We start from the raw sequence: 26,486 nt of genomic DNA on the forward strand, positions 1-26,486 counted from the left end.
TCAGGAGGGGCGGGCCATGGCCTTGACGAAGGCGCGCTCCACGTCGGCAGCGGACAGGACGCCGTAGATGGCGCCGCTCTCCTCGACGACGAGGTACTCGGTGGCGGGGGTGGCGCGGAGGGTGTCGAGGAGCTCCTCGCCGGCGAGTTCCGCGGAGATGCGCATGCCGTCGGTGAGGTCCTGGGCGAGGCCGCTGACCGCGACCCAGGGGCGGCGGTGTTCCGGTACGCCGACGATGGCGGCCTCGCGGACGAGGGACCTGGGTTCTCCGTCGGCGTCGACGATGACGAGGGCGCGGGCGCCCGCTTCGTTGGCGCGGCGCAGGGCCTCGGAGAGAGGGGTGGCGCTCTCCACGGGGACGGCACGGCGGGTAAGGGTGCGGGCGCGCAGTTCCGGGAGGTGTTCGCGCAGTCGGGCCATGCGGAGGCTGTTGCCGGCGCCGGTCCAGATGATCGCGGCGAGGATGGCGGCGAGCAGGGCGTCGGTGACGGTGTCCATGCCGCTGACGTCCGCGGCGCCTTCGCCGAGGGAGCCGGACTGGGTGAGCAGGGGCAGTCCGATGAGGACGGTGACGGCGAGGGCGCGGCCGACCCAGGCGGCGGCGACGGTGCCGCTCATGGGCTTGCCGGTGATCTTCCAGACGATGGCGCGGAGCATGCGGCCGCCGTCGAGGGGCAGGCCGGGCAGCAGGTTGAACGCGGCGACGATGAGGTTGGAGATCATCAGTCCCGCGAGCAGGACGCCGGGCACGGTGCCGGGTTCCACGGCGAGCATGCCGAGGTAGAAGACGCCGGCCAGGACGAGGGAGAGCAGCGGTCCGACGAAGGCGAGCACGAACTCGCGTCCCGGCGTCTCGGACTCCTTCTCGATCTCGGACACGCCGCCGAAGAACTGCAGCTGGATGCGGCGTACCGGCAGTTTGAAGCGGAGCGCGACGACGGTGTGCGCGAGTTCGTGGACGAGTACGGAGGCGTAGAACGCGACCGCGAAGAAGAGGGAGACGAGGTAGCGGGCGGCGCCGAGTTCGGGCAGGACGTGGTCGAGCTGGCCGCCGAAGACCCAGGTGATGAGGGCGGCGACGAGGAACCAGCTGGGCGCGACGTAGACGGGGACGCCGAAGGGGCGGCCCATGAGCAGCCCGCCTCGGGGCTCGGGTGCCTTGGTGGGGCGGCGGCCGCTTGTCGCGGGGGTGCGGGGCGGGGGCTCGGGGTCGGCGGGGCGCGTGTCGTCGTCGTCGGAGGCGGGCTTGGTGAACGGGTTCGGGCCGGGGGCAGTGTCAGGCGCGTTGTCGGAGGTCTCGCTCTGGTCGGCCGGGGTGGCGTCCTCGTCGTCGGCCGGGGCGTCGTGGTCGGGGTGTTCCGTGTGCGGGGGCTCTTGCGGATCCCGGGGCGCGTGCGGCACGGAGTTCGCTCGGGCCGCGCCGTTCGCGGGCGTTGGGGGTACGGGGGGTGTGGGGCCGGGGCGGGCGGCCTGGTGGTCGTCCGTCGTGCCGCTGCCGGGCTGCGGCCGGCCGCTGTCGTCCACGGTGATCCCTCGGTCCCCTCGATAGAAATCCCTCGCTCCTGCCGTTGCACGATCATGCAGGGCGAGGGGGTCTGCCGTCGATGGTATGCGTCCGGGGTGGCGCGGTCCTCGTCGACTCCCCCGCGGTGCCACAGGGCCCCGCTTGCCAGGACGCCCGTGACGCGTTCGTACCTGACTGTCAGTGGCTGCCCGTAAGGTCTGTCGTCATGGAAACCAGCACCGAAGGGGCCGCCGCGGCCGCTCGCCCTGCGTCGCTCTCGCCGTCGCGCGCGAGCGACTTCATGCAGTGCCCGTTGCTCTACCGGTTCCGGGTGATCGACAAGCTGCCCGAGAAGCCGAGCGAGGCGGCGACGCGCGGCACGCTGGTGCACGCTGTGCTGGAGAGACTGTTCGACGCGCCCGCGGGCGAGCGGACGGCCCCGCGGGCCAAGTCGCTCATTCCCGGCCAGTGGGACCGGCTGCGTGAGGTGAAGCCGGAGCTGGCCGAGCTGTTCGCGGACGACGGCGAGGGCGAGCGGATGGCGCGCTGGCTGGGCGAGGCCGAGCAGCTCGTCGAGCGCTGGTTCACGCTGGAGGACCCGACGCGTCTGGAGCCCGCCGAGCGGGAGCTGTTCGTCGAGGCCCAGCTGGACTCGGGCCTGAAGCTGCGCGGCATCATCGACCGGGTCGACGTGGCGCCGACGGGCGAGGTCCGGATCGTCGACTACAAGACGGGCAAGGCCCCGCGCCCCGAGTACGCGGAGGGCGCGCTCTTCCAGATGAAGTTCTACGCGCTGGTGGTGTGGCGCCTGAAGGGGGTCGTGCCGCGGCGGCTCCAGCTGGTCTATCTGGGCAGCGGTGATGTGCTGACGTACGACCCGGTGGTGGCGGACCTGGAGCGGGTGGAGCGCAAGCTGCACGCGCTGTGGGAGGCGATCCAGCTGGCGACGGAGACGGGCGAGTGGCGGCCGCGCCCGACGAAGCTGTGCGGTTGGTGCGACCATCAGGCGGTTTGCCCGGAGTTCGGCGGGACTCCCCCGCCGTATCCGCTTCAGATCGGGGTGCCCGGGTCGCAGGGCAGCTAGCAGGGCAGAATGGGCCCGGACTACCTAAGGAGAGTTACGTGGCGATCCGCGTCCTACTGGTCGACGACCAGCCGCTGCTCCGTACCGGGTTCCGGATGATTCTGGAGGCCGAGCAGGACATCGCGGTCGTCGGCGAGGCCGGAGACGGCCTGCAGGCGCTCGACCAGGTCCGTGCCCTGCAGCCCGATGTGGTGTTGATGGACATCCGTATGCCGCGGATGGACGGTGTCGAGGCGACCCGGCAGATCACCGGCCCCGGCCGGGACGGTCCGGCGAAGGTGCTCGTCCTGACGACGTTCGACCTCGATGAGTACGTGGTGGAGGCGCTGCGTGCCGGCGCCAGTGGCTTCCTGTTGAAGGACGCTCCGGCCAATGAGCTGGTGCAGGCGATCCGGGTGGTCGCGGCGGGCGAGGCGATGCTCGCGCCGAGCATCACGCGGCGGCTGCTCGACAAGTACGCGGACCATCTGCCGTCCGGCGACGAGCCGGTGCCCGACACCCTGCACACGCTGACCGAGCGTGAGGTCGAGGTCCTCAAGCTCGTGGCCCGCGGCCTGTCGAACGCGGAGATCGCGGCGGATCTGTTCGTCAGTGAGACGACGGTGAAGACCCATGTCGGCCATGTGCTGACGAAGTTGGGGCTGCGCGACCGCGTGCAGGCGGCGGTGTACGCGTACGAGAGCGGTCTGGTGCGTCCCGGCGCCCAGTAGGAACGGCAACAGCTGAGAGAACAGGCCGGTGGCCGCCTCCCGTGAAGGGAGGCGGCCACCGTTGTGTTACGCGGTGCCCTTGCTGATCTCCCAGAAGCGGAACACAGTCGATGCGTCGAGGCACGACTCCAGGCCGTAGACGCTGTCGCGGACGACGGCGTACTGCTTGGCCTGCCAGACGGGCAGGACCGGCAGCTCGTCGGCGACGATGTTCTGGAGCTGCTCGAAGTCCCGGTCGGTGGAGGCGCGGTCGCTCTGCGTCCCGGTCTCCGGGATGATCTTCCCGGTGATGGTGCTGTTGGTGTAGTTGTTCCCGAGCACGTTGCCGGCGCCGAAGAACGGCTGGGTGAAGTTGTCGGGGTCCGGGTAGTCCGGGACCCAGCCCTTCACGTACACGCCGTACTTGCCGGTCTTGATGTCCTTCTCGTACTGGCCGAACTCGATGGACTTCATGTCGGCGTCGAACAGGCCGCTCGCGTTGAGCTGCTTGGCGACGGCCGCGAGTTCCTGGTCGGTGGCGGGGCCGTAGCGCGAGGGCGTCGACCAGAGGGTGATCTTCACCTTGCCGGTGATGCCGTCGGCACGCAGTGCGGCGCGGGCCTTGGCGGGCGAGGGGTGGGCGCCGTAGGTGTCGAAGAAGGCCGTGTTGTGGCCGCTGATGCCCGCCGGGATGAGCGAGTACAGCGGGGTGGCGGTGTCCTCGTAGACCTCGTCGACCAGGGCGTCCCGGTCGATCAGGTAGGCCATGGCCTTGCGCACGGACAGGCGTCCGGCGACGGGGTCCTTCATGTTGAAGACCAGGTGCTGGACCTCGGCGCTGGTGCCCTCGACGACTTCCATGGTGTTGCTCGTCGAGGTGGAGTTCTCGATGCCGGCGATGTCCTTGGCGGCAAGTCCGCGGTAGGCGAGGTCGATGTCGCCGCCGACGAGGGCCTTCTTCAGGCCCGCCTGGTCGCCGTGGAAGAACTTGATGGTCATGCCGGAGTTCTGGACCTTCGCGGTGCCCTTGTAGCCCGGGTTGACCGAGAAGACGGCCTTCTTCTTGTCGAAGGAGTCCAGCTTGTAGGGGCCGGAGCCGACGGCCTTGCCGTCCGTGCGCAGGCCGTCCATGGAGTAGGCGGCGTGGTCGACGATGGATCCGGCGCCGGACGCGATCTTGCTGGGGAAGGTGGCGTCCGCGTGCTTCAGCTTGAAGACGACCTTCTTGGCACTCGGCGTCTCGACCTTGTCGAGCATGGGGAACATGATCGCCGGGCCGGCGTCGTCACCGATGTTCATCATGCGGTCGAAGGAGAACTTGACGTCCTGCGAGGTGAGCTTGTGGCCGTTGCTGAACGTGAGGCCGTCGCGCAGGGTGCAGGAGTAGACGCGGGTGCCGGAGTCCGTGAAGGAGCACTCCTTGGCGGCTTCGGGTTCCGGCTCCGTGCTGCCCTTGGGGAAGCTCAGGAGCGACTGGAACACGTTGTTGAACAGCAGCCACGACCCCGGGTCGTAGCCGGACGCCGGATCGGTGGCCTGGATGTCGTCGGACATTCCCATGACCACGGCCGCGCCTGGCCCGGCGGCGTCGCCCTGGTCGGTGCCGCAGCCGGCCAGCAGGGCCGCGGTGAGTCCCGTCCCGAGGGGCAGGACCAGCCACTGGTTGCGCATTCTCACGTACGTGCCTTGTCGTCAGTGGTGCGGAAAACGGGCGAGCCGGCCGCCCTTGACGGGAAGGCCGGCTCGCGTGGGGATCAGCCGCTCACTCCGCGGCCGAGTTCCCAGAGCTGAAGGATCGAGGAGGAGCTCAGCGCCCACTCGACTCCCGTGATGTCGTCGCGTGCGGCGACGTACTGCTTGCCCTGCCAGAGCGGCAGGACCGGCACGTCGTCGGCGACGATGTTCTGGATGCTCGTGAGGCTCTTGGAGGCGGTCAGCCGGTCGGCCTCACGACGGGACTCGGGGATGAGCTGGTCCCGGATCGTGCTGTTCGCGTACGGGGACGCGAGGAAGTTGTCCTTGTCGAGGAACGGCGCGATGAAGTTGTCGGCGTCGGGGAAGTCGGGGAACCAGCCGAGGCCGTAGACGTCGTACTTGCCCTTGAGTTCGGCGGCGCGGTACGTGTCCCAGGCGTCGCCCTTGATGTCGACCTTGAACAGGCCGCTGGAGTTGAGCTGCTGCTTGAGCACCTCGAACTCCCGCTTGGTGGCGGGGCCGTAGTGGTCGGTGGTGTAGTGCAGGGTCAGCTTCACCGGCGTGGTGATGTCGGCCCGGGAAAGGATCGAGGCGGCCTTGGAGCGGCTCGGCTCGCTGTACCTGTTGAAGAACGAGTTCGTGTGGCCGGTGATGCCGGCGGGCACGAGTGAGTAGAGCGGCTCGGCGGAGGTGCCGTAGACGTCGGCCGTGAGCTGGCCGCGGTCGACGACCTGGGCCATGGCCTGGCGGACGGCCTTGCTCTTGACCGCGGGGGCGCTGGTGTCGAATCCGAGGTAGCGGATCTCCATGCCCGGCATCTCGACCAGGTTGATGTTCTTGCTCGGGTTGTCCGAGAGCTGCTTGATCTGCTCCGGCGACATGGTCCGCGTCATCATGTCGACGTCGCCCTTTTCGAGGGCCTTGCCCATGGCGTCGGCATCCGCGAAGGAGACCAGCTCCACCTTGTCGTTCTTCGGCTTCAACTGCCCCTTGTAGTGGGGGTTCTTGGTGAAGACGGCCTTGACGAGGGTGTTGTTCTTGACCTGGGCGTCGAGGGTGTACGGGCCGGAGCCGTCGACCGAGAAGCCGCCCCGCAGCTTCCCCTTCGTGTAGTCGTCGGGGTTGACGATGCCGGCGGTGGGTGTGGCCAGCTTGTACGGGAAGGTGGCGTCGGGGCTCTTCAGGTGGAAGATGACCTCGCCTCGGCCCTTGGTTTCGATCGTGTCGACGCTGGAGAGCAGCGCGGAGGAGCCGCTGTCGCTCTTGATGCCGAGCACACGGTCGATGGAGAACTTCACGTCCGAGGCGGTGACGGGGGTGCCGTCGGCGAACGCGAGGCCCTTGCGCAGGGTGCAGGAGAAGCGCTCGTTGCCGGTGTCGGTGAAGCCGCAGGTCTGGGCGGCCTCGGGCACCGGCTCGCCGCCGCCGCGCGGCATGGCCATCAAGGTCTGGACGGTCTGGCGCAGCACGTTCCAGGAGCCCGCGTCGTAGGCGTACGCGGGGTCGAACGGGGCGGGGACCGCCTTCGAGGCAACGAACCGGTCGGTGGTGCCGACGGCGATCGGGTTGCCGTCTTTGCCCCCGCTGTCGGACCCGCCGCAGGCGGCGAGCACAGGCGCGAGCAGGCCGATGACGGCCGGCAACACCAAAGTCTTGCGGTTCATGCTCGAAGTTCTCCAGAGCTGTCGACCCCGTGGGCCCGGCAACGGGGGTGGTGTCGACGGGACACGAGGGGTTACGGCGATGTTCTCGCCACGAGATTAGTGCGCACGGCGAAGGGTCCCGAAGGGGGCCGGAGCCACGGCTTCATCACGCTGCGAAACCGGGCGTGGACACACCGATAACCCCACAGGGGTCTCTTCGGCTCAGGGTCCGACCAATCGGGACACAAGGTCACTCGGGGTGGAGTGGGAGGTGGGGCCAAAGCACAGGTCCGTACACCTGTCGACCCCGCATCGAGTGGGAAACGTCACAGGCTCAACTGGGTTGATGAGTGCTGCATTTCGGCCATGCGTGAGCGGTATTACCAAAGGTTCAGTGACCCATCAGGCCATGGAGAAAAGGCAGGTTGACGTGTTCGAGCGAAGGGACGACGGTGCGCCGGTGGGCGGGTGCGATCGGGGCGACGGAGGGTACGGCGACCACATGGCAGCCGGCCGCCTCGGCGGCGGCGACACCGGTCGCGGTGTCCTCGATGACGGCGCATCTGGCCGGATCTGCACCGAGACCCGCGGCCGCGAGCAGATACGGGTCGGGGTACGGCTTCGTCCGCTCGACCTCGTCACCTGCGACGGTGAGCGTGAAGTGCTCGGGACCGATCGAGGTCAGGACCCGGTCGATGATGCGCCGGTGGGAGGCGGACACGAGGGCCATGGGCACCTCGTGGGCGGCGAGTTCGGCGAGCAGCCGCGCGGCACCCGGCATGAGCGGCAGGACGCTGCTGATGCGCTCCTCGAAGCCGTCGTTGAGCAGTACGGTCAGCTCGGGGAGCGTGATGTCCGCGCCGGTCGCCTCGATGAGGAAGCCGGCACTGCGGGTCATGGGGCCGCCGACGACGACTTCGCGCCACGCCTCGTCGAGCGCGTGCCCCAGCGAGCCGAAGACGGCGACCTCGGCGTCCCACCAGAAGCCTTCGGTGTCCACCAGAGTGCCGTCCATGTCGAGGAGCACAGCCTGCAGGGCGGAGCCTTCGGCCGTTCGGGTACCGAGAGCGGGGACCGTACTGGTCATCCGGGCACACCTCCGTGAGGGACGAGAAGGCCGGTCGCCTCCTTTTGACGGGAAGGCAACCGGCCTGCACTGGACCGACCAGTGTACGTCGCATACGGATCAATGCGCGCGTTGGCGCCTCCCGGACAGCCGCCACGCCGCGCCAACGCGCTACCGCGCGTTGAAGTACTTCGCCTCCGGGTGGTGGATGACGATCGCGTCCGTGGACTGCTCCGGGTGGAGCTGGAACTCCTCGGAGAGCTGGACACCGATGCGCTCGGGCTCCAGGAGCTGAGCGATCTTGGCGCGGTCCTCGAGGTCCGGGCACGCTCCGTAGCCGAGCGAGAAGCGGGCGCCGCGGTACTTCAGCGCGAACATGTCCTCCATCTCGGAGGGGTCCTCGCCGGAGAAGCCCAGCTCGGAGCGGACGCGTGCGTGCCAGTACTCGGCGAGCGCCTCGGCCAACTGGACGGACAGGCCGTGCAGTTCGAGGTAGTCGCGGTACGAGTTCGCCTCGAAGAGCCCCGCGGTCTCCTCGCCGATCCTGGAGCCGACGGTGACGACCTGAAGGCCGACGACATCGGTCTCGCCCGACTCCTCGGGACGGAAGAAGTCGGCGAGACACAGACGGCGGCCGCGGCGCTGGCGCGGGAACGTGAAGCGGGTGCGCTCATTGCCCTCGTCGTCGAGGAGGATGAGGTCCTCGCCCTTGGACACACACGGGAAGTAGCCGTAGACGACGGCCGCTTCCAGCAGGTTCTTGGTGTGCAGCTCGTCCAGCCAGCCGCGCAGGCGGGGACGGCCCTCGGTCTCCACCAGCTCCTCGTACGTGGGCCCGTCACCGGTGCGCGCCTGCTTGAGGCCCCACTGCCCCTTGAACAGCGCGCCCTCGTCCAGCCAGGACGCGTACTCCTTGAGCTGGATGCCCTTGATGACGCGGGTGCCCCAGAAGGGCGGCTCGGGGACCGGGTTGTCGGTGGACGTGTCGGAGCGTGCGGGCCCCTCTTCGGGCCGCTCCTCGATCTGTACGCTGCCTGCCTTCACCCGGCGCTGCTTGAGCTCCGGCAGTGTCGCGCCCGGCACGCCCCGCTTGACCGCGATGAGGGCGTCCATCAGGCGCAGGCCCTCGAACGCGTCGCGCGCGTAACGGACTTCGCCCTCGTAGATCTCGTGGAGGTCCTGCTCGACATAGGCGCGGGTCAGCGCCGCACCGCCCAGGATCACGGGGAAGTCGGCGGCCATCTTGCGCTGGTTGAGCTCCTCCAGGTTCTCCTTCATGATCACCGTGGACTTGACGAGGAGTCCGGACATGCCGATGACGTCGGCCCTGTGCTCCTCGGCGGCTTCCAGGATCGCGGAGACGGGCTGCTTGATGCCCAGATTCACCACGTTGTAGCCGTTGTTCGACAAGATGATGTCGACGAGGTTCTTGCCGATGTCATGGACGTCACCGCGCACGGTCGCCAGGACGATGGTGCCCTTGCCCTCCGCGTCGGACTTCTCCATGTGCGGCTCCAAGTAGGCCACCGCGTTCTTCATGACCTCGGCGGACTGGAGGACGAACGGCAGCTGCATCTGGCCGGAGCCGAAGAGCTCGCCGACGACCTTCATACCGTCCAGGAGGGTGTCGTTGACGATTTCGAGGGCGGGGCGGGTCTGCAGGGCCTCGTCGAGGTCGGCCTCCAGGCCGTTCTTCTCGCCGTCGATGATGCGGCGCTTGAGGCGCTCGTCCAGGGGCAGAGCGGCCAGTTCCTCGGCCTTGCCGGCCTTGAGGGACTTGGCGGTGGCGCCCTCGAACAGTGCCATCAGCTTCTGCAGCGGGTCGTAGCCCTCGGCGCGACGGTCGTGGATCAGGTCGAGAGCCGTCTGCACCTCCTCCTCGCTGAACCGCGCGATCGGAAGGATCTTCGACGCGTGCACGATCGCCGAGTCGAGACCCGCCTTCACGCACTCGTCCAGGAACACCGAGTTGAGGAGGATGCGGGCGGCCGGATTGAGACCGAAGGAGATGTTCGACAGGCCGAGCGTGGTCTGCACGTCCGGGTGACGGCGCTTCAGCTCACGGATCGCGCCGATGGTCGCGATGCCGTCCTTGCGCGACTCCTCCTGACCCGTACAGATGGTGAAGGTCAGGCAGTCGATGAGGATGTCCGACTCATGGATGCCCCAGTTACCGGTCAGGTCGTCGATCAGGCGCTCGGCGATGGCCACCTTGTGCTCGACCGTGCGGGCCTGGCCCTCCTCGTCGATGGTCAGCGCGATGAGAGCGGCGCCGTGCTCCTGCGCGAGCCGGGTGACCTTCGCGAAGCGGGACTCGGGGCCGTCACCGTCCTCGTAGTTCACGGAGTTGATGACCGCGCGACCGCCGAGCTTCTCCAACCCGGCCCGCAGGACCTCCACCTCGGTGGAGTCCAGGACGATCGGCAGCGTGGACGCGGTCGCGAAACGGCCCGCCAGCTCCTCCATGTCGGCGACGCCGTCGCGGCCCACGTAGTCGACGCAGAGGTCGAGCATGTGCGCGCCCTCGCGGATCTGGTCGCGGGCCATCTCGACGCAGTCGTCCCAGCGGGCCTCCAGCATGGCCTCGCGGAACTTCTTCGAGCCGTTCGCGTTCGTCCGCTCCCCGATCGCCATGTACGCGGTGTCCTGCCGGAACGGGACCGTCTGGTACAGCGACGCGGCGCCCGGCTCGGGCTGCGGCTCTCGGACGGTGGGCGTCAGGCCGCGGACGCGCTCGACGACCTGGCGCAGGTGCTCGGGCGTGGTACCGCAGCAGCCGCCGACGAGCGAGAGCCCGTACTCGCGGACGAACGTCTCCTGGGCGTCGGCCAGCTCGGGAGCGGTCAGCGGGTAGTGCGCGCCGTTCTTGCCGAGGACGGGCAGACCGGCGTTGGGCATGCAGGACAGCGGGATGCGGGAGTGGCGGGCGAGGTAGCGCAGGTGCTCGCTCATCTCGGCCGGGCCGGTGGCGCAGTTCAGGCCGATCATGTCGATGCCGAGGGGCTCCAGGGCGGTCAGCGCCGCGCCGATCTCGGAGCCGAGGAGCATCGTGCCGGTGGTCTCGACCGTGACCGAGCAGATCAGCGGGAGGTTCGCGCCGGTGGCGTCGAGGGCGCGGCGGGCGCCGATGATCGAGGCCTTGGTCTGGAGCAGGTCCTGCGTGGTCTCGACGAGGAGCGCGTCGGCGCCGCCGGCGATCATGCCCTCGGCGTTCTGCTGGTAGGCGTCGCGCAGCGCGGTGTACGCGGCGTGGCCGAGGGTGGGCAGCTTGGTGCCGGGGCCCATGGAGCCGAGGACCCAGCGCTGCTGTCCGGTGCTCGTGGTGAACTCGTCGGCGACCTCGCGGGCGATGCGCGCGCCGGCCTCGGAGAGCTCGAACACGCGTTCGGGGATGTCATACTCCCCCAGGGCCGCGAGGTTCGCGCCGAACGTGTTCGTCTCGACACAGTCGACGCCGACCGCGAAGTACTCCTCGTGGACCGAGCGGACGATGTCGGGGCGGGTGACGTTCAGGATCTCGTTGCAGCCCTCTAGGTTCTCGAAGTCCTCGAGGGTCGGGTCCTGCGCCTGGAGCATCGTGCCCATCGCGCCGTCGGCCACGACCACGCGGGTGGCCAGGGCTTCGCGGAGGGCGTCGGCTCGGGTCCGGCCGGCGGGGTCGGTGGACGGGACGGGCGTTGGCAACGAGGCCATGAAAGTGCTCCCTGAGGTGCGACGGCTGTCGGCTTTGCGGCTCCCATGGAGGAGGCGCACCCGGTCAGGGTAGCCGGGCCGGTGGTTTCTGCGCGGAGGCGTCCACTGGACGGAACGCCCTGTGGCGCGGGGTGCGGGTGCGCACAGGTGTGCCCCGAGCCGGGGCGTCAAGCCAAACGGGGCGAAATATAGGCTCCTCGCGTATTCGCACGAGGTCGGCAACGACCGATAGTGTTCAGCATTGTCGAACATTACTCGGCGAGAGGATCGAGGAGGAAGGGCTGGGATGGCACGGAACATCCAGTCACTCGAGAGGGCAGCCGCAATGCTGCGGCTCCTTGCGGGCGGTGAGCGCCGGCTCGGCCTCTCGGACATCGCCTCCGCACTGGGGCTGGCCAAGGGCACGGCGCACGGCATCCTGCGCACGCTGCAGCACGAGGGCTTCGTCGAGCAGGACGCCCCCTCGGGCCGCTACCAGCTGGGCGCGGAGCTGCTGCGCCTCGGCAACAGCTATCTGGACGTGCACGAGCTGCGGGCCCGCGCGCTGGTGTGGACGGACGACCTGGCGCGCTCCAGCGGCGAGAGCGTCTATCTCGGCGTACTGCACCAGCAGGGCGTACTGATCGTGCACCACGTGTTCCGGCCCGACGACAGCCGTCAGGTCCTGGAGGTCGGGGCGATGCAGCCGCTGCACTCCACGGCGCTCGGCAAGGTCCTTTCGGCATACGACCCGGTGGCGCACAGCGAGGTGGTCGAGGTGGAGCGAAAGGTGTTCACCGGGCGGACCGTGAGCGACATCGTGGAGTTCGAGACGCTCCTCGACCTGACCCGCGCGCGCGGCTACGCGGACGACGTCGAGGAGACCTGGGAGGGCGTCGCGTCCGTCGCGGCCCCGATCCACGACCGGCGGCGCATGCCGGTCGGCGCGGTCGGCATAACCGGCGCCGTGGAGCGTGTATGTGTCGACGGGGACCTGCGCCCCGAGCTCGTCGCCGCCGTGCGGGACTGCGCCCGCGCCGTTTCCCGGGACCTGGGCGCCAGCCGCTTCTGAGCGCCCGCGCCGCCTCGACGGCGCCCTCCGGACCTACGCAAGGCCCCGCTTCCCCGGCGGGGCCTTCGCCGTTTCGACGTGCAGGCCGCAGCTTTGCGGGCCACCATCGACGGACGTGCGGTCGATACGCGCAACCGATAGCCCGACCCGATCAATAACGATCGAGTTTTCGCTAAGAGAAACCATTGACTACCGAGTAACCCCGGGGTGAGACTCGCGTCCATCGGTCGGCATTGTCGAACACCTACCGGCAACAGACGTTAGAGTGTGGCAAGCCAGGGCCGAAAACGCCCTCACCTGAGGGCGCGAACCACCGGAGAGGGACCCGGGGTTCGGCTTCCCTGGACGAAGGACAAAGGAGTCGCGGGTGTCCAGCTCCGACATCTTCATCGGCGAGACCATCGGTACCGCCGTACTCATCCTGCTGGGCGGTGGCGTGTGCGCCGCCGTCACGCTGAAGAACTCAAAGGCGCGCAACGCCGGCTGGCTCGCGATCACCTTCGGGTGGGGCTTCGCCGTACTGACCGGCGCCTACCTGGCGGGGGGCGTGTCAGGCGCCCACCTGAACCCGGCGGTCACCATCGGTCTCGCCATCGAGGGCGGCACCAAGTGGAGCGACGTTCCGCTCTACCTGGGCTCGCAGCTCCTGGGCGCGATGATCGGCGCCCTGCTGGTCTGGGCGACGTACTACGGCCAGTTCCGCGCGCATCTGACCGACCCGGAGATCCTCGAGGCCCACGCGGGCAACGGCGAAGAAGGAATGGTCGACCCGAAGGCCTCGCCCAAGGCGGGCCCGGTGCTCGGCATCTTCTCGACCGGTCCTGAGATCCGGAACGTGGCGCAGAACCTCGTCACGGAGATCATCGCCACGGTCGTGCTCGTCCTGGCCATCCTCACGCAGGGCCTCAATGACGGAGGCAACGGCCTGGGCGTCCTCGGCGCCATGGTCACCGCGTTCGTCGTGGTCGGCATCGGCCTCTCCCTCGGCGGGCCCACGGGCTACGCGATCAACCCGGTCCGCGACCTCGGACCCCGCATCGTGCACTCCCTGCTGCCCCTGCCGAACAAGGGCGGCTCCGACTGGACGTACGCCTGGATCCCGGTCGCCGGCCCTCTCATCGGCGGCGCCATAGCGGGCGGGCTGTACAACATCGCCTTCAAGTAGGCGACAGACCCCCTACGCACCCTCCGCCAGAGCCGCACCGAGTACTTCCAGGAGCAGACCGTGACCGACGCACACACCGCGGGCCCGTTCATCGCAGCGATCGACCAGGGCACCACCTCCAGCCGTTGCATCGTGTTCGACAAGGACGGCCGGATCGTCTCCGTCGACCAGAAGGAGCACGAGCAGATCTTCCCGAAGCCGGGCTGGGTCGAGCACAACGCGACCGAGATCTGGACCAACGTCCAGGAGGTCGTCGCCGGGGCCGTCACGAAGGCCGGCATCACCCGGGACGACATCAAGGCCATCGGCATCACCAACCAGCGCGAGACGACGCTGCTGTGGGACAAGAACACGGGTGAACCCGTCCACAACGCCATCGTCTGGCAGGACACCCGCACCGACGCCCTGTGCAAGGAACTCGGGCGCAATGTGGGCCAGGACCGCTTCCGCCGCGAGACGGGCCTCCCGCTGGCCTCCTACTTCGCGGGTCCCAAGGCCCGCTGGCTGCTCGACAACGTCGAGGGGCTCAAGGAGCGCGCCGAGGCCGGCGACATCCTCTTCGGCACGATGGACTCCTGGGTCATCTGGAACCTGACGGGCGGTGTCAACGGCGGCCACCACGTCACCGACGTCACCAACGCCTCCCGCACCATGCTGATGAACCTCCACACCATGGAGTGGGACGCGAAGATCGCCGAGTCCATCGGCGTCCCGCTGGCCATGCTGCCGGAGATCCGCTCGTCCGCCGAGGTGTACGGCGAGGTCAGCGGCGGCCCTCTCGGCGACCTCCTCGGCGGCATCCCCGTCGCGTCCGCGCTCGGCGACCAGCAGGCGGCCCTGTTCGGCCAGACCTGTTTCTCCGAGGGCGAGGCCAAGTCGACGTACGGCACCGGCACCTTCCTGCTGATGAACACCGGCGACAAGCCCGTCAACTCGTACAACGGCCTGCTGACCACCGTCGGCTACCGCATCGGCGACCAGAAGGCGGTCTACGCCCTGGAGGGCTCGATCGCCGTCACCGGTTCGCTGGTGCAGTGGATGCGCGACCAGATGGGCCTGATCTCCACCGCCGCCGAGATCGAGACGCTGGCGTCGTCGGTCGAGGACAACGGCGGCGCGTACTTCGTGCCGGCCTTCTCCGGTCTGTTCGCCCCGTACTGGCGCTCCGACGCCCGCGGTGTGATCGCCGGCCTGACCCGGTACGTCACCAAGGCGCACCTCGCGCGCGCCGTGCTCGAGGCCACCGCCTGGCAGACCCGTGAGATCACCGACGCCATGACGAAGGACTCCGGCGTCGAGCTCGCGGCGATCAAGGTCGACGGCGGCATGACCTCCAACAACCTGCTGATGCAGACGCTCTCGGACTTCGTGGACGCCCCTGTGGTGCGCCCGATGGTCGCCGAGACCACCTGCCTCGGTGCCGCCTACGCCGCCGGTCTCGCCGTCGGCTTCTGGTCCTCGACCGACGAGCTGCGCGCCAACTGGCGCAGGGCCGCCGAGTGGACCCCCAACATGGCCGCGGAGAAGCGCGACCGTGAGTACAAGAGCTGGCTCAAGGCCGTCGAACGCTCCATGGGCTGGCTCGACGAAAGTGGCGAGGAGTAAGACATGACCACCCTGCAGAGCGTCCCTGCCCTCGGGACGCATCCGGCCGTCGGCTCGACTGCGTCGTTCAGAGCAGCGAGCCGCGCCGAGACCCGGGAACAGCTCTCCAAGGCGCAGTACGACCTCCTGGTGATCGGCGGCGGAATCCTGGGCATCTCCACCGCCTGGCATGCCGCGCAGTCGGGACTGCGGGTGGCCCTGGTGGACGCCGGCGACTTCGCCGGCGCCACCTCCTCCGCCTCCTCCAAGCTGCTCCACGGCGGTCTGCGCTACCTGCAGACCGGCGCGGTGAAGCTGGTGGCGGAGAACCACTTCGAGCGGCGTGCGGTGTCGCGTCAGGTGGCACCGCACCTCGCCAACCCGCTCACCTTCTACCTGCCCGTCTACAAGGGCGGCCCGCACGGCGCCGCGAAGCTGGGCGCGGGCGTGTTCGCGTACAGCGCCCTGTCGGCGTTCGGTGACGGTGTCGGGCACCTGCTCTCCCCCGCGAAGGCGCAGCGGGACGTGCCCGAGCTGCGGACGGAGAACCTCAAGGCCGTGGCCGTGTACGGCGACGACCAGATGAACGACGCGCGCATGGCCCTGATGACGGTCCGCGCGGCCGTCGACTCCGGCGCCGTGGTCCTCAACCACGCCGAGGTCACGGGCCTGCGCTTCACCCGGGGCCGGGTCACGGGCGCGGACCTCAAGGACCGCGTCGACGGCGAGGAGTTCGGCGTGAACGCCCGGCTCGTGCTGAACGCGACCGGCCCCTGGGTCGACCACCTGCGCGCCATGGAGGACCCGAACGCGGCCCCCTCCATCCGCCTCTCCAAGGGCGCGCACCTCGTCCTCAAGCGCACCTCCCCGTGGAAGGCCGCGCTCGCGACGCCGATCGACAAGTACCGCATCACGTTCGCTCTGCCGTGGGAGGACATGCTGCTCCTCGGCACGACCGACGAGGAGTACGAGGGCGACCCGCGCGACGTGTCGGTCACCGAGAAGGACACCGACCAGATACTCGACGAGGCGGCCTACTCGGTACGGGACCAGCAGCTGAAGCGGGATCTGATCACGTACTCGTTCGCGGGTCTGCGCGTGCTGCCCGGCGGGCCCGGCGACACGTCCAAGGCCAAGCGAGAGACGGTCGTCACCGAGGGCCGCGGCGGCATGCTGTCCGTCGCCGGCGGCAAGTGGACGACGTTCCGCCACATCGGCCGCACGGTGATGAAGAAGCTGGAGTCCCTGCCGGGCCACCCGCTGGGCGAGGACTTCGAGCCGGTCAAGGAGCTGCCGAAGCGGATGCCGCTGCCGGGTGTCGCCAACCCGCGCGCCGTCGCGCACCGCCTCCTGGTCGACAACCCGGCCCCGGGTCCGCGCATGGCGGCCGACACGGCCAGGCACCTGGCCACGCACTACGGTTCGCTGGCCTTCGACATCGCGCGGATGGCCAACGAGAACCCGGAGCTCGGCCGGCGGGTCCACCCGGACGCCCCGGAGATCTGGGCGCAGGTCGCCTACGCCCGCGACCACGAGTGGGCCGAGACGGCGGACGACGTGCTGCGCCGCCGCACCACTCTGACGATCCGCGGCCTGGCCACGGACGACGTGCGCGCCAAGGTCCAGGACGTGCTCGACAAGAAGTAAGTACCCCTGGATTCACGTGACTTGAGGGGCGGCTCCCACGGGGGGGTGCCGCCCCTCTCGCATGTCCTGGTGCACTGCCATGCCGCGTACATACGCCCGCAATGCCCGGGCGTCAGAGTGGGGGCATGAAGTTCCAGGTCCTGTCGATCATCGGCCATGCGCCGCACCCCCTCACCGGTGAACTCCCCTCCGCCGCCGACCGGTTGACTCAGGTCATCGACGTCGGTGTCGCGGCGGAGGAGTTCGGCTTCGACGCGTACGCGGTCGGCGAGCGGCACGCGGGGGCGTTCCTGTCGTCGAGCCCGACGGTGATCCTCGGCGCGCTGGCCGCCCGTACGTCCCGTATCAAGCTGCTGACCGGCGTGACGGTCGTCGCGATCCTCGATCCGGTGCGGGTCGCCGAGGACTACGCGACGTTGGACCAACTCTCGTGCGGTCGCGTCGAGTTGGTGATCGGCAAGGGCGCGGAGGCCGGCCACTTCGACCTCTTCGGGCTCGACGAAGAGCGCCAGTGGGACCTCCAGAGGGAGAAGTACGAGCTCCTTCGGCGGCTGTGGAGCGAGGAAGGCGTCGACTGGGAGGGAGAGTTCAGGCCCGCCCTGAAGAACGTGACGACGGTGCCGCGCCCGTACGACGGACTGCCACGCGTCTGGCACGGCTCGGCGACCTCGCTCAACTCCCCCGAGCTGGCGGCACGGCACGGCGATCCGCTGTTCACGGCCAACGCCATCCAGCCGCGGGCGGCCTACGCGAAGCTCATCGGCCACTACCGGGAGAGGTTCGAGGCGTACGGGCACGATCCGGCGCGGGCGCACGTCGCGGCGGGCTCGGGCGGCCTGCTCATCGCGGACTCGCACGAGCGGGCGGTGGCGCGCTTCAAGGAGCTGTACGAGGCGAAGGTCGCGCAGTCCTTCAAGCCGCACCTGGAGGGCAGGGCGGGGTACAACACGCCGTTCCGCACGATCGAGGACGCCATCGCGGACGGGCCCCAGCTGATCGGTTCGCCGCAGCAGATCATCGACAAGATCCTCGGCTACCACGAGGTGTACCGGCACGACCTCCAGTCGGTCAGCGTCGACACCTTCGGTCAGGGGACGGGCGAGCAGGTCGAGACGCTCCAGCGGTTCGCCGAGGAGATCGCGCCGGTGATCAGGAGAGAGGCGCCCAGCTCCCTGTGGGAGTGAGCGCCGCCCCCGTTCCGGGAAGAGGAATCGCCGCCAGGTAACCGCTTCGTCTTTATGAAGCTGCTTCGTCCGGGGTGTCGGACGCGAGGATGGAGTTCTCCAGCTTGCGCAGGAGCCGCGCGAGCTGGCGGCACTCCGCCGGGGAGAGCTCGCCGAGCATCCGGCGTTCGTTGGCCAGGTGCTCGGTGAACACCTCGTCGACCGTGGCGAGGCCCGCGTCCGTGAGCCGCGAGTAGACGACCCTGCGGTCGCCGGCGTCGCGCTCCCTGACGATCAGGCCGTCCTTCTCCAGGCGGTCTATGCGCAGAGTGACCCCGGCCGAAGAGACGAGCCCCTGGTCGGCGAGCTGCCCCGCGGTCAGGCGGTACGGCTCGCCGGAGCGGCGCAGCGCGGTCAGCACGTCGAATCCGGCGACGGAGAGCCCGTGCCGCTCTATCGAGGCGATGAGCTTGGTGTTGTACCGCAGGAACGAGCGGTGCAGCCGGGCGAGGACCTCCAGTGGGCTCGTGTCCAGCTCGGGCCGCTCACGCGCCCAGTCCTCGATGAACTCCGCCACGGCGTCACGCCGTGCCGCCTTCCGTTCAGCCATCCCCGTCCCCTCGGCCGCTCCCGGGCGGGACGCGATGTCCTACGCCCCTGAAAATCCTACCCCTGAAGAGATCGCGGACGTAACGGCCGCCCGTCCTCCCGTCAGGAGTTGAGCTCCTCCAGCGTCTTCCCCTTCGTCTCCACCGCGAACAGAGCGATCACCGCACCCACCGCGGCGACCCCGGCGAGCTGGGCGAAGACGAGCGTCAGGCTGCCGCCCCCGCCGATGATCGCGCCGACCGTGATCGGGCCCAGGATGACGCCGAGGCGGTTCCACAGGCCGCCGAACGCGGCGCCCTTGGCGCGGTTGCGCGTCGGGTACAGCTCGGGCGAGTAGAGGTAGAGCCCCGCATTGATCGCGTACACGAAGAACGTCGCACAGGAGGCGAAGATCGCGACCTGGCTGCCCGAAGTCACGCCGACCAGGGCGAGCGTCGCTAGGGTGAACGTGGTGCCGCCGAGCGCGGCCACGAGGGCGGGGCGCCGGCCCACGCGGTCGATGACGAGGGCGACGGCGAGGGTGCCGAGGAGTCCCGTCACATTGCTGAGCAGCGTGTAGACGAGCGCGGTGGTCAGGTCGAGCCCGAAGTTCTTGGTGTAGAGCGACGGCAGCCAGGTGGAGATGCCGTGGTTGACGTAGTACGCGACGAACCAGAGCCCGGAGACCACGGTCGTGCGGCGCAGGTAGCGGCCGGTGAACAGCTCGCTCAGGCGGCCCCGGGAGGTCTCCTCCGCCCGGTCCGCGGCCGGTTGCGGCAGGGGTTCCCCGGTGGTGGCGGCGACCTCCTCCTCGATCCGTGCGATGGCCCGCTCGGCCTCCTCGGTGCGGCCCTGGGAGAGCAGCCACCGCGGTGATTCGGCGACGTGCCTGGGCAGGGCGGCGGCGAGCAGGACGGGCAGGGCGCCGATCACGAACATCGCGCGCCAGCCGAGGTTCGGCACCACCCACACGGCGACGAGGGTGGCCGCGGCCAGACCGGCCGGGAAGATCATTTCGTAGATCAGGACGAAGCGTCCGCGTTTGTCGGAGCGGGCGATCTCGTTGATGTACGTGGCCGCCACGGGGACGACGCCGCCGATACCGAGACCCTGGACGAAGCGGAAGAGCGAGAAGAGCTCGATGCCGTTCGAGAAGGCCACGGCGAGGCTCCCGAGCGCGGTGACGGCGACGCCGAGGGCGACGGTCCGCACCCGGCCGATCCGGTCGCCCAGCCAGCCGGCGACCAGGGCGCCCAGGAGCATGCCCACGGAGCCGGTGGTGACCGCGAAGGTGGCCTGGCCCGTGCTCAGGTGCCAGTCCTTGATCAGGACGGGCAGCGCGGACGCGGCAAGGAGCTGGTCGAACGCCTCGAAGAACGTCACGGCGCCGATCAGGAACCGGACCTTCACGTGCCAGCGGGATTGCGGGAGTCGTTCGAGCCGGGCTGCTATCGAGCCGAGGCCTGGCTTGCCGGCCACAGTCGTCATGAGGGGGTCCTTCCGCGACAGCGCGAACAGAGGAGTTGCGCAGACACTAAGAGGACTTACCTAAGCGGTCAATGATTAATGACTTAGATACATCGGAAGCGACCTCACCGTCACCCTCACGCAACCCCCCTCGGGCAGCGTCTCACGGCGTTTTTTCCGCAGGGTCTTGCGGGAAGGTACTTAAGCGCTTAGATTTCTAGCACTGAGTAAGCCGACGTGCGCAACCCATGTGAGCGAGCGCCCCGGTGAGCCCAACTCCCCCGCACCCGTTGGCCGTAGACCGCCTGGAGGTCCCGCCCGTGCCTCACGACATCTCCACCGACATCCTGATCGCGGGCCAGTGGCGACGCGGTGCGGGCGAGCCCGTCGAGACCGTCGACCCGGCGACCGGACAGGTGCTCGCCACCGTGCACTCCGCGTCCGCCGAAGAGGTCGACGAGGCCGCGCGGGCCGCCGCACTCGCGGTAGCCGATCCCGCCTGGCGCGATCTCCTCCCCCACCAGCGGGCCCGACTTCTCTACCGCGTCGCGGAGTTGACCGAGGAGGCCGCCGGCGAGCTCGCGGCCCTCCAGACCGCCGACACCGGCAAGACCCTCACCGAGACGAAGGCCCTCGCGCTCAGCGCGGCCGGCACCTTCCGGTACATGGCGGCGGCCCTGGAGACGGCCGAGGAGACCCTCACCCCGGCCCGCGGCCCGTACGTGACGATGAGCGTGTACGAGCCGATCGGCGTCGTCGGCGCGATCAACCCCTGGAACTCGCCGGTCGCCAGCGACGCGCAGAAGATCGCGCCCGCCCTCGCCGGCGGCAACGCCGTCCTGCTGAAGCCCGCCGCCTGGACCCCGCTGGTCTCCCTCGCGCTCGGGCGCCTCATCCACCAGGCGCTCGGCGAACTCGGACTGCCCACCGCCCTGTTGTCCGTGCTTCCCGGCAGCGGCCGTATCGTCGGGGACGCCATCGTGCACCACACCCTCGTCGCCCGCATCGGCTTCACCGGCGGCACGGAGACCGGCAGATCCATCGCGACGGCCGCGGCCTCGAAGCTGATCCCCGCCTCCCTCGAACTCGGCGGCAAGTCGCCGACGATCGTGCGCGCTGACGCGGACATCGAACATGCCCTGGCCGGGGTGATGTTCGGGATCTTCTCGTCCAGCGGCCAGTCCTGCATCGCCGGTTCGCGGCTCTTCGTCGCCCGCGAGATCTACGACAGCTTCGTCGGTGAACTCGTCGAAAAGGTAGGGAAGTTGCGGGTCGGGCCGGGGACCGATCCCGGCACTCAGGTGGGCCCCCTCGTCCACCACCGGCACCGGGACTCCGTCGCCGCCTATGTCGATCTGGCCCGCTCGGAGGGCGCCCGGGTGCTGTGCGGCGGCCGGGCGCCCGAGGGGGAGGCGTACGAGGACGGCGCGTACTACCTGCCGACCGTCCTCGACGGACTCCCCAACACCTCGCGGACCTGCCAGGAGGAGATCTTCGGACCCGTCCTGGTCGCCCTGCCCTTCGACGACGAGGACGACCTGGTCCGCCAGGCCAACGACTCCGTCTACGGGCTCGCCTGCGGGATCTGGACCCGTGACCACCGGGCCGCGTGGCGCCTGGCCCGCCGGATCGAGGCGGGGACGGTCTGGATCAACACGTACAAGCAGTTCAGCGCGTCCACCCCGTTCAGCGGGATGAAGGACAGCGGTCTCGGTACGGAGAAGGGCCGCGACGCCATCCGCGCCTACCAGCGCCAGAAGTCCCTGTACTGGGGCACTTCGGACGCGCCCCTGCCCTGGGCCAACTGACCGCCCCGTCGTCTGGAGACACTCATGCCCCACCCATCGCCAGGACCCGTCGCCCGCCTGCGCTCCCTGCGCTACGTCGAGCTGCTCACCCCCGCCTTCACCGAGGCCGCCGACTTCTACGAGGAGGTCTGGGGCCTCAAGACCGTCGAGGCGGAGCGCGGCGCGGCTGCCTGGCTGCGCGGCACCGGCGACGAGCACCACGTCCTGCACCTCACCCGCGCGGACCGCACGGGACTCGGCCGGCTCGCGTTCGCCGTCGCCACGCCTGCCGAGGTCGACGAGGCGGCCCGGCGCCTGGAGGCCCGCGGGATCACCCCGGTCCTCGGCCCCGGACCGCTCGACCAGGTGGGCGGCGGCTACGGCCTGCGCTTCACCGACCCCGAGCAGCGGCTCGTGGAGATCAGCGCGCAGGTCGAGGCGGTCGCGCCGCGCGGCAGGGACGCCGCCGTCCCCGTCGGCGTCACACACGCCGTCCTGAACACCGCCGACATCGACGCCTCCGTCGGGTTCTACTGCGACGTCCTCGGCCTGCGCGTCTCCGACTGGTCCGAGCACCAGATGGCGTTCCTGCGCTGCAACGCCGACCACCACTGCATCGCGTTCAACCAGGCCGAGTGGGCTTCCCTCAACCACGTGGCGTACGAGATGAGTTCGGTCGACCACTTCATGCGCGGGCTCGGCCGGCTCAGGCACCACGGCATCGACCCGCAGTGGGGTCCGGGGCGTCACGGTCCCGGCAACAACACCTTCTCCTACTTCACCGACCCGTCCGGCCTGGTGTGCGAGTACACGTCCGAGGTCGCGCAGATCGTCGAGGACGCGTGGATCGCGCGGGTGTGGCGGCGCGTGCCCGAGCTGTCCGACCTGTGGGGCACGGCGGGGCCGCCGTCGAAGGAGATCCGCTGTCACATGGCCGGCTCCCCGGACCCCGGCCCGCTCGCTTCCCTGGAGGTCAACGCATGAGCACGATACGCAAGGTGGGCCTCGTCGGCTGGGGAGCGATCGGCCGCGTCGTCGGCACCGCACTCGCCGAACGGCAGGTCCCCGGCGCCGAGTTGACGTGCATCATCGACAACCGCCCCCTCGGCGACACGGCGCCCGCGCCCCAGCGGACCTTCGACGAGGCCCTGGAGTGCTGCGACCTCATCGTCGAGGCGGCCGGGCAGGGCGTCGTACGGGAGTGGGGTGAGCGGGTCCTCGCCTCCGGCACCGATCTGCTCGTCGCGTCGACCGGGGCGCTGACCGACGACGAGCTGGCCAAGCGGCTGCTCGCGGCGGGCCCCGGGCGGGTGTACTTCACCGGCGGCGCGGTGGGCGGCCTCGACCTCCTCCAGGCGGTCCGCTCCCTCGGCCCCCTCGACGAGGTGCGGCTCACCACCACCAAGCTGCCGTCCACCCTCGAACAGCCCTGGATGGACGAGGAGTTGCTGTCCAAGCTGCGGACGGCGACCGAGCCCGTCGAGGTCATGTCCGGCACGGCGCGCGACATCCCCGTGAAGTTCCCCAAGTCGACGAACGTGGCCGCCTCGGTCGCCCTCGCCGTCGGCGACCTGGACGCTGTGCGGGTCCGGGTCGTCGCCGACCCCGGCGCCCGCCACACCCGGCATGTCGTCGAGGCGTCCGGCGCGCACGGCGCGTACCGCTTCGACGTCGCGCACCTGCCGGACCCGGGCAACCCCGCGACCAGCCAGGTCGTGCCGTACGCGGTGCTGCGCAGCCTGGCGGCGCTGGCCGGGCGGACGGGCCAGATCCTGTGAGCGCCGTCCATGTCGAGGAGGCGGGCGACCACGGCCCCCTGCTGCTGTGCCTGCACGGCATCGGCTCCTCGTCGGCGGCGTTCGCCCCTCAGCTCGCCGAGCTGTCCGCGTACGCGCGGGTCGTGGCCTGGGACGCGCCCGGCTACGCCAAGTCGCCGGATCCGGAAGGGCCGTTGGACCTGGACGGGTTCGCGGACGCGGCGGCCGAGGTCATCCGGGAGCGCGGCGGACGCGCGCACGTCCTCGGTGTCTCCTGGGGCGGGGTGATCGCGCTGCGGCTCGCGGCGCGCCACCCGGATCTGGTCGAGTCCCTCGTCGTCGCCGACTCCAGCGCGGGCTCCGGCACGGACCCCGCCAAGGCCGAGGGCATGCGGGCGCGGGCAGCCGAGCTGGCCGAGCTCGGACCCCGCGCCTTCGCCGAGAAGCGCGGGCCACGGCTCGTGTCCGGCGGGGCGCCCGAGGAACTCGTGCGGCGCGTCGTCGACACCATGGCCTCGTCCGTGCGGCTGCCCGGCTACGCCTACGCCGCCGAGTCGATGGCGTCGGCTGACCTGCGCGACGAACTGCCCACGGTCGCCGCGCCCGCGCTCGTCCTGTGCGGCGACCAGGACCAGGTCACCGGCGTCGAGGCTTCGCAGGTCATCGCCGGGGGGCTCCACAAGACCGCCTACGTGATCGTCAAGGACGCCGGTCACCTGGCCAACCAGGAACAGCCCGCGCGCTTCGACGCGTGGGTCCTGTCCCACCTCCGCATCACTGCCCGCATCCCCGAGTAGGAGTCCAGCCATGCCTCTGACCACCACCGACTACGACAACGGCAGCGACCTCGGCAAGTACACCGACTCGCTCATCGCCACCAAGGAGTCCCGCGTCGCGGACTTCAACACGCTCTCCTTCCAGGAGAAGGCGGGCCCGCAGTACCGCCGCGGCCAGATCCGCTACGTCGGCTCCGGCGCCACCGGCAACCACGAGAACGACTCGCGGATCCTCCCCTCCGGCGGCTTCACCTTCTCCAACATGCTGCTGCCGCCCGGCGCCGAGGGCCCCGAGCACACCCACCACGACGTCGAGGAGGCCTTCTTCGTCCTGGAGGGCCGGGTCCGCGTCGGCATCCACCGCGGCGCCGACGAGGTCGAGTACCGCACCCTCGGCTACCGCGACATGATCGTCGTCCCGGCGGGCGTGGCCCGGTCCCTGAAGAACGAGGGCGACACCGACGCCCTGTTCTGCGTCGTCATCGGCACACAGAAGCCGCAGGTCCCGACGTACCCGGAGCACTCGCCGATGCACGGTGTCACCCGTGACTGACCCCTCAGGGGGCGCCGGCACCGTCGTCGTCACCGGGGCGGGCCGTGGCCTGGGACTGGCCATGGCCCGCCGGGCCGCCGAGGACGGCTTCCGCGTCGTGGTCGCCGAGCTCGACACCGAGCGCGGGACCCGCGCGGTCGAGGGACTGCGCGGTGACGGGCTCGACGCCCACTTCGTGCGCTGCGACGTGGCCGACCCCGAATCGGTCGACGACCTCGCCTGTCGTGTACGGGAATTGGGTCCGCTGTACGCCCTCATCAACAACGCGGCTCTCGCCAACGGCGTCGGCGGCAAGGAATTCCAGGACATCGACGTCGAGGTGTGGGACCGCCTGATGACGGTCAACGCCCGCAGCCCCTGGCTGGTGTCCAAGGCCCTGTACCCGCTCTTCGGCTCGCCGGGCCGGATCGTGAACGTCGCCTCGGACGCGGCGCTCTACGGCTCGCCCCGCCTCGCCCACTACATCGCCTCGAAGGGCGCGGTCATCGCGCTGACCCGGGCGATGGCCAGGGAACTCGGCGACAAGGGCATCACCGTCAACGCGGTCGCGCCCGGCCTCACCGAGTGCGAGGCCACCGAGACCGTGCCCGAGGACCGGCACGAGCTGTACCGCTCGGGCCGGGCCATCTCGCGGCCGCAGGAGCCCGGCGACCTCATCGGTCTCGTCGCCTTCCTGCTCGGCGAGGAGTCCCGCTATCTCACCGGACAAGTGATCGCCGTCAACGGCGGCTTCACGATGCACTGACCAACTGCCCCAACTGACCTACAGGAGTGCTGAGTTATGGATCTGGGCCTCGCCGACCGGACTGTCCTGGTCACCGGCGGCAGCTCGGGCGTCGGCCTGGCCACGGTCCGCGCCCTTCTGGACGAGGGCGCGCGCGTCGCGACCTGCGGCCGTGACGCCGACCGCCTCGCGAAGGCCGCGGCGCGCCTCGGCAGCGACCGCCTCCTGACCGGCGTCTGCGACGTGCGGGACGCGACGGCCGTACAGGACTTCGTCCGGCATGCCGCCGACACCTTCGGGGGCCTCGACGGGCTCGTCAACAACGCGGGCCAGTCCCGCATGAAGAGCCTCGACGAGTCGACCGCCGAGGACTGGCGCGACGAGCTGGAGCTGAAGTTCTCCGGCGTCCTCAACCCGCTGCACGCCGCACGCCCCCACCTCGCCGCCTCGGACGCCGCGTCCGTCGTGAACGTCAACGCGGTCCTCGCCAAGCAGCCCGAGACCCGGCTGATCACGACGAGCGCCGCCCGCGCCGGCATCCTCAACCTCTCCAAGTCCCTCGCCACCGAGCTCGCCCCCGAGGGGATCCGCGTCAACTCGGTCTGCCTCGGCCTCGTCGACACGGGCCAGTGGACCCGCCGGCACGCCGCCGCGGAGTCCGGGCTCTCCTATGCGGACTGGCAGGCGGAGCTCGCCGCCGACCGCGGGATCGCGCTCGGCCGGCTCGGCCGGGCCGAGGAGGTCGCGTACGCGATCGTCGCGCTGCTCTCGCCGCGTGCCTCGTACATCACCGGAACCAGCATCGACGTCTGCGGCGGAGTCGGCCGCTCCATCCTCTGAGGAGACCACC

At 70.0% G+C, this 26,486-nt stretch carries 21 protein-coding genes; 14 read left to right on the forward strand and 7 right to left on the reverse strand.

Annotated features, from left to right (window positions below; translation table 11 throughout):
- Positions 1-1,524 carry a site-2 protease family protein gene (locus ACY0PA_RS10375; protein WP_473084356.1) on the reverse strand — a complete coding sequence of 508 codons (1,524 nt, stop codon included), beginning with the start codon at positions 1,522-1,524 and terminating at the stop codon, positions 1-3.
- A 206-nt stretch (positions 1,525-1,730) separates the two neighbouring features.
- Between ACY0PA_RS10375 and ACY0PA_RS10380 the strand changes: the two genes are divergently transcribed.
- Both ACY0PA_RS10380 and ACY0PA_RS10385 read left to right on the forward strand, forming a co-directional pair.
- Positions 1,731-2,588, forward strand: a complete 858-nt coding sequence (locus ACY0PA_RS10380; RefSeq protein ID WP_473084357.1) for a RecB family exonuclease — start codon at positions 1,731-1,733, stop codon at positions 2,586-2,588.
- 38 nt (positions 2,589-2,626) lie between these two features.
- Positions 2,627-3,298 carry a response regulator gene (locus tag ACY0PA_RS10385; protein ID WP_018535046.1) on the forward strand — a complete coding sequence of 224 codons (672 nt, stop codon included), beginning with the start codon at positions 2,627-2,629 and terminating at the stop codon, positions 3,296-3,298.
- A 66-nt stretch (positions 3,299-3,364) separates the two neighbouring features.
- Here the strand turns inward: ACY0PA_RS10385 and ACY0PA_RS10390 are convergent, their stop codons facing one another.
- From ACY0PA_RS10390 to metH, 4 genes are all read right to left on the reverse strand, one after another.
- A complete protein-coding gene (locus ACY0PA_RS10390) occupies positions 3,365-4,954 on the reverse strand; it encodes an ABC transporter substrate-binding protein (protein ID WP_473084358.1) in 1,590 nt (529 codons plus the stop codon).
- A gap of 77 nt (positions 4,955-5,031) precedes the next feature.
- Positions 5,032-6,636: an ABC transporter substrate-binding protein gene (locus ACY0PA_RS10395; protein ID WP_473084359.1), complete on the reverse strand. Its 1,605-nt coding sequence runs from the start codon at positions 6,634-6,636 to the stop codon at positions 5,032-5,034.
- A gap of 370 nt (positions 6,637-7,006) precedes the next feature.
- A complete protein-coding gene (locus ACY0PA_RS10400) occupies positions 7,007-7,702 on the reverse strand; it encodes an HAD family hydrolase (RefSeq protein WP_473084360.1) in 696 nt (231 codons plus the stop codon).
- A 150-nt stretch (positions 7,703-7,852) separates the two neighbouring features.
- The gene (gene metH, locus ACY0PA_RS10405) at positions 7,853-11,374 is read right to left on the reverse strand and encodes a methionine synthase (protein WP_473084361.1); all 3,522 of its coding nucleotides are present in this window, start codon (positions 11,372-11,374) and stop codon (positions 7,853-7,855) included.
- A gap of 286 nt (positions 11,375-11,660) precedes the next feature.
- Here metH and ACY0PA_RS10410 point away from each other — a divergent pair, with 286 nt between their 5' ends.
- The 5 genes from ACY0PA_RS10410 (at position 11,661) to ACY0PA_RS10430 (ending at position 18,005) form a co-directional block, all read left to right on the forward strand.
- Entirely contained in the window at positions 11,661-12,425 is a 765-nt protein-coding gene (locus ACY0PA_RS10410; RefSeq protein ID WP_473084362.1) for an IclR family transcriptional regulator, read from the forward strand.
- A 367-nt stretch (positions 12,426-12,792) separates the two neighbouring features.
- The gene (locus ACY0PA_RS10415; RefSeq protein ID WP_473084363.1) at positions 12,793-13,590 is read left to right on the forward strand and encodes an MIP/aquaporin family protein; all 798 of its coding nucleotides are present in this window, start codon (positions 12,793-12,795) and stop codon (positions 13,588-13,590) included.
- A 60-nt stretch (positions 13,591-13,650) separates the two neighbouring features.
- Positions 13,651-15,195 carry a glycerol kinase GlpK gene (gene glpK, locus ACY0PA_RS10420; protein WP_473084364.1) on the forward strand — a complete coding sequence of 515 codons (1,545 nt, stop codon included), beginning with the start codon at positions 13,651-13,653 and terminating at the stop codon, positions 15,193-15,195.
- 3 nt (positions 15,196-15,198) lie between these two features.
- The gene (locus ACY0PA_RS10425; RefSeq protein ID WP_473084365.1) at positions 15,199-16,821 is read left to right on the forward strand and encodes a glycerol-3-phosphate dehydrogenase/oxidase; all 1,623 of its coding nucleotides are present in this window, start codon (positions 15,199-15,201) and stop codon (positions 16,819-16,821) included.
- Between the two features lie 125 nt (positions 16,822-16,946).
- Positions 16,947-18,005 carry an LLM class flavin-dependent oxidoreductase gene (locus ACY0PA_RS10430; protein WP_473084366.1) on the forward strand — a complete coding sequence of 353 codons (1,059 nt, stop codon included), beginning with the start codon at positions 16,947-16,949 and terminating at the stop codon, positions 18,003-18,005.
- Between the two features lie 52 nt (positions 18,006-18,057).
- On the opposite strand, the gene ACY0PA_RS10435 is transcribed toward ACY0PA_RS10430, so the two are convergent.
- Together ACY0PA_RS10435 and ACY0PA_RS10440 are read right to left on the reverse strand one after the other, a co-directional pair.
- Positions 18,058-18,594 (reverse strand): MarR family winged helix-turn-helix transcriptional regulator, encoded by a 537-nt coding sequence (locus ACY0PA_RS10435; RefSeq protein WP_473084367.1) that lies wholly within the window; start codon positions 18,592-18,594, stop codon positions 18,058-18,060.
- Positions 18,595-18,695: 101 nt separating this feature from the next.
- On the reverse strand, positions 18,696-20,060 hold the full coding sequence (locus ACY0PA_RS10440) for an MFS transporter (RefSeq protein ID WP_473084368.1): 1,365 nt from the start codon (positions 20,058-20,060) through the stop codon (positions 18,696-18,698).
- Positions 20,061-20,359: 299 nt separating this feature from the next.
- On the opposite strand from ACY0PA_RS10440, the gene ACY0PA_RS10445 reads away from it, so the two are divergent.
- The 7 genes from ACY0PA_RS10445 to ACY0PA_RS10475 are packed head-to-tail and all read left to right on the forward strand — an operon-like array spanning position 20,360 to position 26,476.
- Positions 20,360-21,847: an aldehyde dehydrogenase gene (locus ACY0PA_RS10445; protein ID WP_473084369.1), complete on the forward strand. Its 1,488-nt coding sequence runs from the start codon at positions 20,360-20,362 to the stop codon at positions 21,845-21,847.
- A 24-nt stretch (positions 21,848-21,871) separates the two neighbouring features.
- Complete coding sequence (locus ACY0PA_RS10450) at positions 21,872-22,810, forward strand: VOC family protein (protein ID WP_473084370.1); 939 nt, start codon at positions 21,872-21,874, stop codon at positions 22,808-22,810.
- Entirely contained in the window at positions 22,807-23,604 is a 798-nt protein-coding gene (locus ACY0PA_RS10455; protein ID WP_473084371.1) for an aspartate dehydrogenase domain-containing protein, read from the forward strand. Before ACY0PA_RS10450 ends, ACY0PA_RS10455 begins: the two co-directional genes overlap by 4 nt.
- Positions 23,601-24,380 (forward strand): alpha/beta fold hydrolase, encoded by a 780-nt coding sequence (locus ACY0PA_RS10460; protein WP_473084372.1) that lies wholly within the window; start codon positions 23,601-23,603, stop codon positions 24,378-24,380. Before ACY0PA_RS10455 ends, ACY0PA_RS10460 begins: the two co-directional genes overlap by 4 nt.
- Before the next feature lie 10 nt (positions 24,381-24,390).
- Entirely contained in the window at positions 24,391-24,912 is a 522-nt protein-coding gene (locus tag ACY0PA_RS10465; protein WP_473084373.1) for a cupin domain-containing protein, read from the forward strand.
- Positions 24,905-25,657 carry an SDR family oxidoreductase gene (locus tag ACY0PA_RS10470; RefSeq protein ID WP_473084374.1) on the forward strand — a complete coding sequence of 251 codons (753 nt, stop codon included), beginning with the start codon at positions 24,905-24,907 and terminating at the stop codon, positions 25,655-25,657. The genes ACY0PA_RS10465 and ACY0PA_RS10470 overlap by 8 nt, the downstream gene beginning before the upstream one ends.
- Before the next feature lie 36 nt (positions 25,658-25,693).
- A complete protein-coding gene (locus tag ACY0PA_RS10475) occupies positions 25,694-26,476 on the forward strand; it encodes an SDR family oxidoreductase (protein ID WP_473084375.1) in 783 nt (260 codons plus the stop codon).
- The last annotated feature ends 10 nt before the right edge of the window (positions 26,477-26,486 follow it).

This window comes from Streptomyces sp. DS1-CR2 (assembly GCF_055760475.1).

Coding starts and splice junctions, on each gene's coding strand:
- ACY0PA_RS10435 (WP_473084367.1), bottom strand. CDS start 18,594: ATGGCTGAACGGAAGGCGGCACGGCGTGACGCCGTGGCGGAGTTCATC.
- ACY0PA_RS10430 (WP_473084366.1), top strand. CDS start 16,947: ATGAAGTTCCAGGTCCTGTCGATCATCGGCCATGCGCCGCACCCCCTC.
- ACY0PA_RS10450 (WP_473084370.1), top strand. CDS start 21,872: ATGCCCCACCCATCGCCAGGACCCGTCGCCCGCCTGCGCTCCCTGCGC.
- ACY0PA_RS10475 (WP_473084375.1), top strand. CDS start 25,694: ATGGATCTGGGCCTCGCCGACCGGACTGTCCTGGTCACCGGCGGCAGC.
- ACY0PA_RS10410 (WP_473084362.1), top strand. CDS start 11,661: ATGGCACGGAACATCCAGTCACTCGAGAGGGCAGCCGCAATGCTGCGG.
- ACY0PA_RS10380 (WP_473084357.1), top strand. CDS start 1,731: ATGGAAACCAGCACCGAAGGGGCCGCCGCGGCCGCTCGCCCTGCGTCG.
- ACY0PA_RS10465 (WP_473084373.1), top strand. CDS start 24,391: ATGCCTCTGACCACCACCGACTACGACAACGGCAGCGACCTCGGCAAG.
- ACY0PA_RS10400 (WP_473084360.1), bottom strand. CDS start 7,702: ATGACCAGTACGGTCCCCGCTCTCGGTACCCGAACGGCCGAAGGCTCC.
- ACY0PA_RS10455 (WP_473084371.1), top strand. CDS start 22,807: ATGAGCACGATACGCAAGGTGGGCCTCGTCGGCTGGGGAGCGATCGGC.
- ACY0PA_RS10395 (WP_473084359.1), bottom strand. CDS start 6,636: ATGAACCGCAAGACTTTGGTGTTGCCGGCCGTCATCGGCCTGCTCGCG.
- ACY0PA_RS10440 (WP_473084368.1), bottom strand. CDS start 20,060: ATGACGACTGTGGCCGGCAAGCCAGGCCTCGGCTCGATAGCAGCCCGG.
- metH (WP_473084361.1), bottom strand. CDS start 11,374: ATGGCCTCGTTGCCAACGCCCGTCCCGTCCACCGACCCCGCCGGCCGG.
- ACY0PA_RS10425 (WP_473084365.1), top strand. CDS start 15,199: ATGACCACCCTGCAGAGCGTCCCTGCCCTCGGGACGCATCCGGCCGTC.